The sequence below is a fragment of the Enterobacter sp. KB-221C9 genome, from assembly GCF_041320715.1.
GTDB lineage: Bacteria > Pseudomonadota > Gammaproteobacteria > Enterobacterales > Enterobacteriaceae > Enterobacter > Enterobacter asburiae_D.
Window position 1 is genome coordinate 165023 of sequence record NZ_JBGIWG010000011.1, and the last position, 7983, is coordinate 173005.

The window sequence follows — 7983 nt, forward strand, 5'->3', positions numbered from 1 at the left end:
AAAGATGGCTGTACGTAAACGCTTTATTGCGGGTGCAAAATGCCCGACCTGCCAGGCGCAAGATACCCTGGCGATGTGGCGGGAAAATAATATTGATGTTGTTGAGTGTGTTAAGTGCGGTCACCAGATGCGTGAGGCCGATAAAGAGGCCCGCGATCACGTTCGCAAAGAAGAGCAAGTTATCGGGATTTTTCATCCGGACTAGCGATATGCCCTGAGTTTTTTTAAGCTAAAGGGTACACGGGTGCAGATTTCCGCTACAATCTGCGCCAGCAATTTTCCCACGCTCAGGAGATATCATGAAAGTAGCAAAAGACCTGGTGGTCAGCCTGGCCTATCAGGTACGTACAGAAGACGGTGTGTTGGTTGATGAGTCTCCGGTGAGTGCGCCGCTTGACTACCTGCATGGTCACGGCTCCCTGATTTCTGGCCTGGAAACCGCGCTGGAAGGTCATGAAGTTGGCGACAAATTTGACGTTGCTGTAGGCGCGAACGACGCTTACGGTCAGTATGACGACAACCTGGTTCAGCGCGTCCCTAAAGACGTGTTCATGGGCGTTGACGAGCTGCAGGTTGGCATGCGCTTCCTGGCTGAAACTGACCAGGGTCCTGTTCCTGTTGAAATCACCGAAGTGGAAGATGACCACGTCGTGGTTGACGGTAACCACATGCTGGCTGGCCAGAACCTGAAGTTCAACGTAGAAGTTGTTGCGATCCGTGAAGCGACCGAAGAAGAGCTGGCTCATGGCCACGTTCACGGTGCGCACGGTCACGACCATGACCACGATCACGGCCACGATGGCTGCTGCGGTGGACACGGCCACGATCACGACCATGGTCACGACCACGGTAAAGGTGGTTGCGGTAACGGCGGCTGCGGCTGCCACTAATACCCGTCGTCTTTCAAGCCGCAGGTGCGTTGGCTGCGCTTTCAAACCCCGGTCACATAGTTATCTATGCTCCCGGGGATTTTCAAGCTTGCCGCCTTCCTGCGACTCGAAATCCATAGGGTATTTGGTATGTAGGCCCGGTAAGCTTCGCGCCACCGGGCACAAAAAAAGCGGGATAATCCCGCTTTTTTTACGCCTCAGTAATGAGGTGGTGGCGTCTCTTCAGATTGAGAGGCGATATGTGATGCCTGTGTGGCCTTCACTTTTTCAGTGAGCAGACGCAGCAGATCCCGCAGTTTTGCCATTTCGAGCTCATGTGCGGTCACGGTCTGGTTTAGCTCTTCGATGGTGATGTCCTGAAAAGCCAGGCGGCTTTCCAGCTCAGCCATTCTCGCTTCTATCGTTGTATCCTTCATCATTCACCTCGTTTGTTTCAGATTTGCCATAATGGCCCAGCGGCGGCGCAGTTTAACTGAGTTTATCTTTAAGTACAGTTCGCATCCCCTTGGCAGGAAACTTATTTAAACAAAAATAGTCTGAAAAGTGGCGAGAATTGGACGTGTCTGTCTGTAGATTTCTTCTGCAACGTTTTATAGTACGTCACTCATTTACGTTTAACGCTGGGGTGAGAGTCCCCAGGCCCTGGAGATATGGATGAAATCACTGTTTAAAGTAACGCTGCTGGCGACGACGATGGCTGTTGCGCTGAACGCGCCGCTGTCATTCGCTGCTGATACTGCTGCGAAGCCTGCTGCTACTGCAGACAGCAAAGCGGCGTTCAAAAATGACGACCAGAAATCCGCCTACGCACTGGGCGCATCTCTGGGTCGTTACATGGAAAACTCTCTGAAAGAACAAGAGAAACTGGGCATCAAACTGGATAAAGCTCAGCTGATCGCGGGCGTTCAGGACGCATTTGCAGATAAGAGCAAGCTGTCTGACCAGGAAATTGAACAGACTCTGCAGGCGTTCGAAGCGCGCGTGAAGGGTGCCGCGCAGACTAAGATGGACGCGGACGCTAAAGACAACGAAGCGAAAGGCAAAGCCTACCGCGATACCTTTGCTAAAGAGAAGGGTGTAAAAACCTCTTCTACTGGCCTGGTATACAAAGTTGAGAAAGAAGGCACCGGCGATGCGCCTAAAGACAGCGACACCGTTGTTGTGAACTACAAAGGTACGCTGATCGACGGTAAAGAGTTCGATAACTCTTACACCCGCGGTGAGCCGCTCTCTTTCCGTCTGGATGGTGTGATCCCTGGCTGGACTGAAGGCCTGAAAAACATCAAGAAAGGCGGCAAGATCAAGATGGTTATCCCACCGGATCTGGCCTACGGCAAAACCGGTGTTCCGGGTATCCCTGCGAACTCTACGCTGGTCTTTGACGTAGAGCTGCTGGACATCAAACCGGCACCGAAAGCGGATGCCAAGGCAGACGCGCCGGCTGACGATAAAGCCGCTGCTGCTAAGAAGTAATGCTGAAAAAAAACCGCCGCCTTTAAGGCGGCGGTTTTTTATTGTGGGGCAGATATAATTAACACTGGAAAGCGTTAGGCACGCTGTATTAATTTAGTTGTCCGTGTAGATAATGAGCCTGCCCTGAAAACCTAACGACAGGCTCCTGAAAAGGAGTGTTTTTTTCATGTCCAGGTCGCTTTTAACCAACGAAACCAGTGAACTTGATTTGCTGGATCAACGTCCTTTCGATCAGACCGACTTCGATATTCTGAAATCCTATGAAGCGGTAGTGGACGGGTTAGCGATGCTCATTGGCTCCCACTGCGAAATCGTATTGCACTCCCTGCAAGATCTGAAGTGTTCCGCCATCCGCATTGCGAATGGTGAGCATACTGGCCGTAAAATTGGTTCGCCAATTACCGACCTTGCATTGCGTATGTTGCATGACATGACCGGCGCGGACAGCAGCGTCTCCAAATGCTATTTCACCCGCGCCAAAAGCGGCGTGCTGATGAAATCAGAAACCATCGCGATTCGAAACCGCGACCATCGTGTTATTGGGCTGCTGTGCATCAACATGAACCTTGATGTGCCTTTCTCGCAGATCATGAGCACCTTTATTCCACCAGAAACGCCGGACGTTGGCTCTTCTGTTAACTTTGCCTCCTCCGTTGAAGATCTGGTGACGCAGACGCTTGAGTTTACGATTGAAGAGGTGAATGCCGATCGCAACGTCTCGAACAACGCCAAGAATCGTCAGATCGTGCTCAATCTCTATGAGAAAGGGATTTTTGATATTAAAGACGCCATCAACCAGGTGGCCGATCGTCTGAACATCTCCAAGCACACGGTCTACCTCTATATTCGCCAGTTCAAAAGCGGCGATTTCCTGGGACAAGACAAGTAATGCGTTTTGCGTTAATGGTGACAGGCCCGGCGTACGGTACTCAGCAGGCCAGCAGCGCGCTGCAGTTTGCGCATGCGCTACTGGCGGCCGGGCATGAGCTGGCGAGCGTCTTCTTCTATCGGGAAGGGGTGTATAACGCGAATCAGTTTACGTCACCGGCGAGCGACGAGTTCGATCTGGTGCGCGGCTGGCAGGCATTAAACGAAAAGCAGGGCGTAGAACTGCACATCTGCGTGGCGGCGGCACTGCGCCGCGGCGTGACCGATGCAACCGAAGCCGCGCGTCTTGGTTTATCGGGTTCTAACCTGCAGCCCGGTTTTTCGTTGAGTGGTCTGGGTGCACTGGCACAGGCGGCATTAACCTGCGACAGAGTGGTGCAATTCTGATGAAGCGCGTAGCATTTGTTTTTACGTCTGCGCCGCACGGCAGCGCTTCTGGTCGCGAAGGGCTGGATGCGTTACTTGCGACTTCCGCGCTGACCGAAGATATCGGTGTCTTCTTTTTGGGCGACGGCGTATTTCAGCTTCTGGCGGGGCAACAGCCTCAGGCCATTCTGGCGCGTGATTACATCGCGACGTTCAAAGTGTTACCGCTTTACGATATCGAAACCTTCTATGTTTGTGCTGACTCTTTGGCCGCGCGTGGTTTAAACGAGGCAACGCCTTTCGTGCTGGATGCGACAGTCCTGTCTTCTGCTGCATTGCGTGAACACCTTTCCCACTACGACACTATTCTGACTTTCTGAGGCCGTCATGCTCCATACTCTGAGCCATTCACCATGGCAATGTGATACCGACGCGTTACTGAGTATGCTGCGCGAAGGTGATGACCTGCTGCTGATTCAGGATGGCGTGCTTGCCGCACTGGAAGGCAGTCGTTTCGTTGAAATTCTTACAAATGCCCCCATAACAGTCTCTGCGCTGAAAGACGATCTGGATGCGCGGGGTCTTTCTGGTCAAATTTCAGCCAAAATTGACGTGGTTGGCTATACTGATTTCGTCAATCTTACTGTGACGCACGCCAGTCAAATGAACTGGTGATCTGAGATCGCTGTATATTTCTTGACACCTTTTCGACGTAGCCCTAAAATTTCGCGTCCTCATATTGTATGAGGTCGATTTATTACGTGTTTACGAAGCAAAAGCTAAAACCAGGAGCTATTTAATGGCAACAGTTAACCAGCTGGTACGCAAACCACGCGCACGCAAAGTTGCAAAGAGCAACGTGCCTGCGCTGGAAGCCTGCCCGCAGAAACGTGGCGTATGTACTCGTGTATATACCACCACTCCTAAAAAACCAAACTCCGCACTGCGTAAAGTATGCCGTGTGCGTTTGACTAACGGTTTCGAAGTGACTTCCTACATCGGTGGTGAAGGTCACAACCTGCAGGAACACTCCGTGATCCTGATCCGTGGCGGTCGTGTTAAAGACCTTCCGGGTGTTCGTTACCACACCGTTCGTGGTGCGCTCGACTGCTCAGGTGTTAAAGACCGTAAGCAGGCTCGCTCCAAGTACGGCGTGAAGCGTCCTAAGGCTTAATGGTTCTCCGTTAAGTAAGGCCAAACTGATTTATCTTAATGTCAAACTAAACTCTTTGAGTTTTGGACAATCCTGAATTAACAACGGAGTATTCCCATGCCACGTCGTCGCGTCATTGGTCAGCGTAAAATCCTTCCAGATCCGAAATTCGGATCAGAACTGCTGGCAAAATTTGTAAATATCCTGATGGTAGATGGTAAAAAATCTACTGCAGAAGCAATCGTATACAGCGCGCTTGAGACCCTGGCTCAGCGTTCTGGTAAAAATGAACTGGAAGCTTTCGAAGTCGCTCTCGACAACGTTCGCCCAACTGTAGAAGTTAAGTCCCGCCGCGTTGGTGGTTCTACTTATCAGGTTCCAGTTGAAGTTCGTCCGGTTCGTCGTAATGCTCTGGCAATGCGTTGGATCGTTGAAGCTGCTCGTAAACGCGGTGATAAATCCATGGCTCTGCGTCTGGCGAACGAACTTTCTGATGCTGCAGACAACAAAGGTACTGCAGTTAAGAAACGTGAAGACGTTCACCGTATGGCAGAAGCCAACAAGGCGTTCGCACACTACCGTTGGTAATCCCTTCGGAGTATTAGTCACCAGGCGGGCGCTTCAGAGAAGCCGCCCGCTCTGGGTAACTTAACTGAACGCCTAAAGATATAAACGAGGAATCAAATGGCTCGTACAACACCCATCGCACGCTACCGTAACATCGGTATCAGTGCGCACATCGACGCCGGTAAAACCACTACTACCGAACGTATTCTGTTCTACACCGGTGTAAACCATAAAATCGGTGAAGTTCATGACGGCGCAGCCACCATGGACTGGATGGAACAGGAGCAGGAGCGTGGTATTACTATCACCTCCGCAGCGACTACTGCATTCTGGTCAGGTATGGCTAAGCAGTACGAACCGCATCGCGTAAACATCATCGACACCCCGGGGCACGTTGACTTCACCATCGAAGTAGAACGTTCCATGCGTGTTCTTGACGGCGCGGTAATGGTTTATTGCGCAGTTGGTGGTGTTCAGCCACAGTCTGAGACCGTATGGCGTCAGGCGAACAAATATAAAGTTCCACGCATCGCGTTCGTTAACAAAATGGACCGTATGGGTGCTAACTTCCTGAAAGTTGTTGGTCAGATCAAATCCCGTCTGGGCGCGAACCCTGTTCCGCTGCAGCTGGCAATTGGTGCTGAAGAAGGCTTCACCGGCGTTATCGACCTGGTGAAAATGAAAGCCATCAACTGGAACGATGCAGACCAGGGCGTTACCTTCGAATACGAAGATATCCCGGCTGAGATGCAGGACCTGGCTGACGAATGGCACCAGAACCTGATCGAATCCGCTGCTGAAGCTTCTGAAGAGCTGATGGAGAAATACCTGGGTGGTGAAGAACTGACTGAAGAAGAGATCAAAAAAGCTCTGCGTCAGCGCGTTCTGAACAACGAAATCATCCTGGTAACCTGTGGTTCTGCATTCAAGAACAAAGGTGTTCAGGCAATGCTGGATGCGGTAGTTGACTACCTGCCATCCCCTGTTGACGTTCCTGCGATCAACGGCATCCTGGACGACGGTAAAGATACTCCAGCTGAGCGTCACGCAAGCGACGAAGAGCCATTCTCAGCACTGGCGTTCAAAATTGCTACCGACCCATTCGTGGGTAACCTGACCTTCTTCCGCGTTTACTCTGGTGTGGTTAACTCCGGTGACACCATCCTGAACTCCGTGAAAACGGCGCGTGAACGTTTTGGCCGTATCGTACAGATGCACGCTAACAAACGTGAAGAGATCAAAGAAGTTCGTGCGGGCGACATCGCTGCAGCTATCGGTCTGAAAGACGTGACCACTGGTGACACCCTGTGTGACCCAGATCACCCGATCATTCTGGAGCGTATGGAATTCCCTGAGCCGGTAATCTCCATCGCAGTTGAACCAAAAACCAAAGCTGACCAGGAAAAAATGGGTCTGGCTCTGGGCCGTCTGGCGAAAGAAGACCCATCATTCCGCGTATGGACTGATGAAGAATCTAACCAGACCATCATCGCTGGTATGGGTGAACTGCACCTGGACATCATCGTTGACCGTATGAAGCGTGAATTCAACGTTGAAGCGAACGTGGGTAAACCTCAGGTTGCTTACCGCGAAGCGATTCGCGCGAAAGTTACCGATGTTGAAGGTAAACACGCTAAGCAGTCTGGTGGTCGCGGTCAGTACGGTCACGTTGTGATCGACATGTACCCACTGGAGCCGGGCTCTAACCCGAAAGGTTACGAGTTCATCAACGACATCAAAGGTGGTGTAATTCCTGGCGAATACATCCCAGCCGTTGATAAAGGCATCCAGGAACAGCTGAAAGCGGGCCCTCTGGCTGGCTATCCGGTTGTTGACATGGGTGTTCGTCTGCACTTCGGTTCTTACCACGACGTTGACTCCTCTGAACTGGCGTTTAAACTGGCTGCGTCTATTGCCTTTAAAGAAGGCTTTAAGAAAGCAAAACCAGTTCTGCTTGAGCCGATCATGAAGGTTGAAGTAGAAACTCCTGAAGAGAACACCGGTGACGTTATCGGTGACTTGAGCCGTCGTCGCGGTATGCTGCGTGGTCAGGAATCCGAAGTAACTGGCGTTAAGATCCACGCTGAAGTTCCGCTGTCTGAAATGTTCGGATATGCAACTCAGCTGCGTTCTCTGACCAAAGGTCGTGCATCATACACCATGGAATTCCTGAAGTATGATGATGCGCCTAACAACGTTGCTCAGGCCGTTATTGAAGCCCGTGGTAAGTAATCCACAGGATTAAAACCTAAGTCCCGTGCTCTCTCCACAGGGGAGAGCACTATAGTAAGGAATATAGCCGTGTCTAAAGAAAAATTTGAACGTACAAAACCGCACGTCAACGTTGGTACTATCGGCCACGTTGACCATGGTAAAACTACCCTGACTGCTGCAATCACTACCGTTCTGGCTAAAACCTACGGTGGTTCTGCTCGTGCATTCGACCAGATCGATAACGCACCAGAAGAAAAAGCTCGTGGTATCACCATCAACACTTCCCACGTTGAATATGACACCCCGACTCGCCACTACGCACACGTAGACTGCCCAGGCCACGCCGACTATGTTAAAAACATGATCACCGGTGCTGCGCAGATGGACGGCGCGATCCTGGTTGTTGCTGCGACTGACGGCCCAATGCCTCAG

12 protein-coding genes are annotated in these 7983 nt (G+C 51.4%); 11 read left to right on the forward strand and 1 reads right to left on the reverse strand.

Going from position 1 to position 7983, the window contains the following annotated elements; all coding sequences use genetic code 11:
* Positions 1–4: 4 nt before the first annotated feature.
* Together AB8846_RS17030 and slyD are read left to right on the forward strand one after the other, a co-directional pair.
* On the forward strand, positions 5–205 hold the full coding sequence (locus tag AB8846_RS17030; protein ID WP_010436300.1) for a YheV family putative zinc ribbon protein: 201 nt from the start codon (positions 5–7) through the stop codon (positions 203–205).
* 94 nt (positions 206–299) lie between these two features.
* The gene (gene slyD, locus AB8846_RS17035) at positions 300–890 is read left to right on the forward strand and encodes a peptidylprolyl isomerase (RefSeq protein ID WP_014885491.1); all 591 of its coding nucleotides are present in this window, start codon (positions 300–302) and stop codon (positions 888–890) included.
* Between the two features lie 197 nt (positions 891–1087).
* Here slyD and AB8846_RS17040 read toward each other — a convergent pair whose 3' ends face one another.
* Complete coding sequence (locus tag AB8846_RS17040; RefSeq protein ID WP_370733240.1) at positions 1088–1306, reverse strand: protein SlyX; 219 nt, start codon at positions 1304–1306, stop codon at positions 1088–1090.
* A gap of 238 nt (positions 1307–1544) precedes the next feature.
* Between AB8846_RS17040 and fkpA the strand changes: the two genes are divergently transcribed.
* The 9 genes from fkpA to AB8846_RS17085 form a co-directional block, all read left to right on the forward strand.
* Positions 1545–2363 carry an FKBP-type peptidyl-prolyl cis-trans isomerase gene (gene fkpA, locus AB8846_RS17045; protein ID WP_023309460.1) on the forward strand — a complete coding sequence of 273 codons (819 nt, stop codon included), beginning with the start codon at positions 1545–1547 and terminating at the stop codon, positions 2361–2363.
* Positions 2364–2529: 166 nt separating this feature from the next.
* On the forward strand, positions 2530–3252 hold the full coding sequence (locus tag AB8846_RS17050; protein WP_023333674.1) for a transcriptional regulator: 723 nt from the start codon (positions 2530–2532) through the stop codon (positions 3250–3252).
* Positions 3252–3638 (forward strand): sulfurtransferase complex subunit TusD, encoded by a 387-nt coding sequence (gene tusD, locus AB8846_RS17055; RefSeq protein ID WP_121426097.1) that lies wholly within the window; start codon positions 3252–3254, stop codon positions 3636–3638. Before AB8846_RS17050 ends, tusD begins: the two co-directional genes overlap by 1 nt.
* Entirely contained in the window at positions 3638–3997 is a 360-nt protein-coding gene (gene tusC, locus AB8846_RS17060; protein WP_370733231.1) for a sulfurtransferase complex subunit TusC, read from the forward strand. The genes tusD and tusC overlap by 1 nt, the downstream gene beginning before the upstream one ends.
* Positions 3998–4004: 7 nt before the next feature.
* Positions 4005–4292 (forward strand): sulfurtransferase complex subunit TusB, encoded by a 288-nt coding sequence (gene tusB / locus AB8846_RS17065; RefSeq protein WP_054830114.1) that lies wholly within the window; start codon positions 4005–4007, stop codon positions 4290–4292.
* 124 nt (positions 4293–4416) lie between these two features.
* Positions 4417–4791: a 30S ribosomal protein S12 gene (rpsL, locus tag AB8846_RS17070; RefSeq protein WP_000246815.1), complete on the forward strand. Its 375-nt coding sequence runs from the start codon at positions 4417–4419 to the stop codon at positions 4789–4791.
* A 96-nt stretch (positions 4792–4887) separates the two neighbouring features.
* Complete coding sequence (gene rpsG, locus AB8846_RS17075; RefSeq protein ID WP_004106370.1) at positions 4888–5358, forward strand: 30S ribosomal protein S7; 471 nt, start codon at positions 4888–4890, stop codon at positions 5356–5358.
* 96 nt (positions 5359–5454) lie between these two features.
* Complete coding sequence (fusA, locus tag AB8846_RS17080) at positions 5455–7569, forward strand: elongation factor G (RefSeq protein ID WP_063144212.1); 2115 nt, start codon at positions 5455–5457, stop codon at positions 7567–7569.
* A 69-nt stretch (positions 7570–7638) separates the two neighbouring features.
* Positions 7639–7983: GTP-binding protein (locus AB8846_RS17085; RefSeq protein WP_047662877.1), on the forward strand; the 345-nt coding region annotated here is incomplete at its 3' end.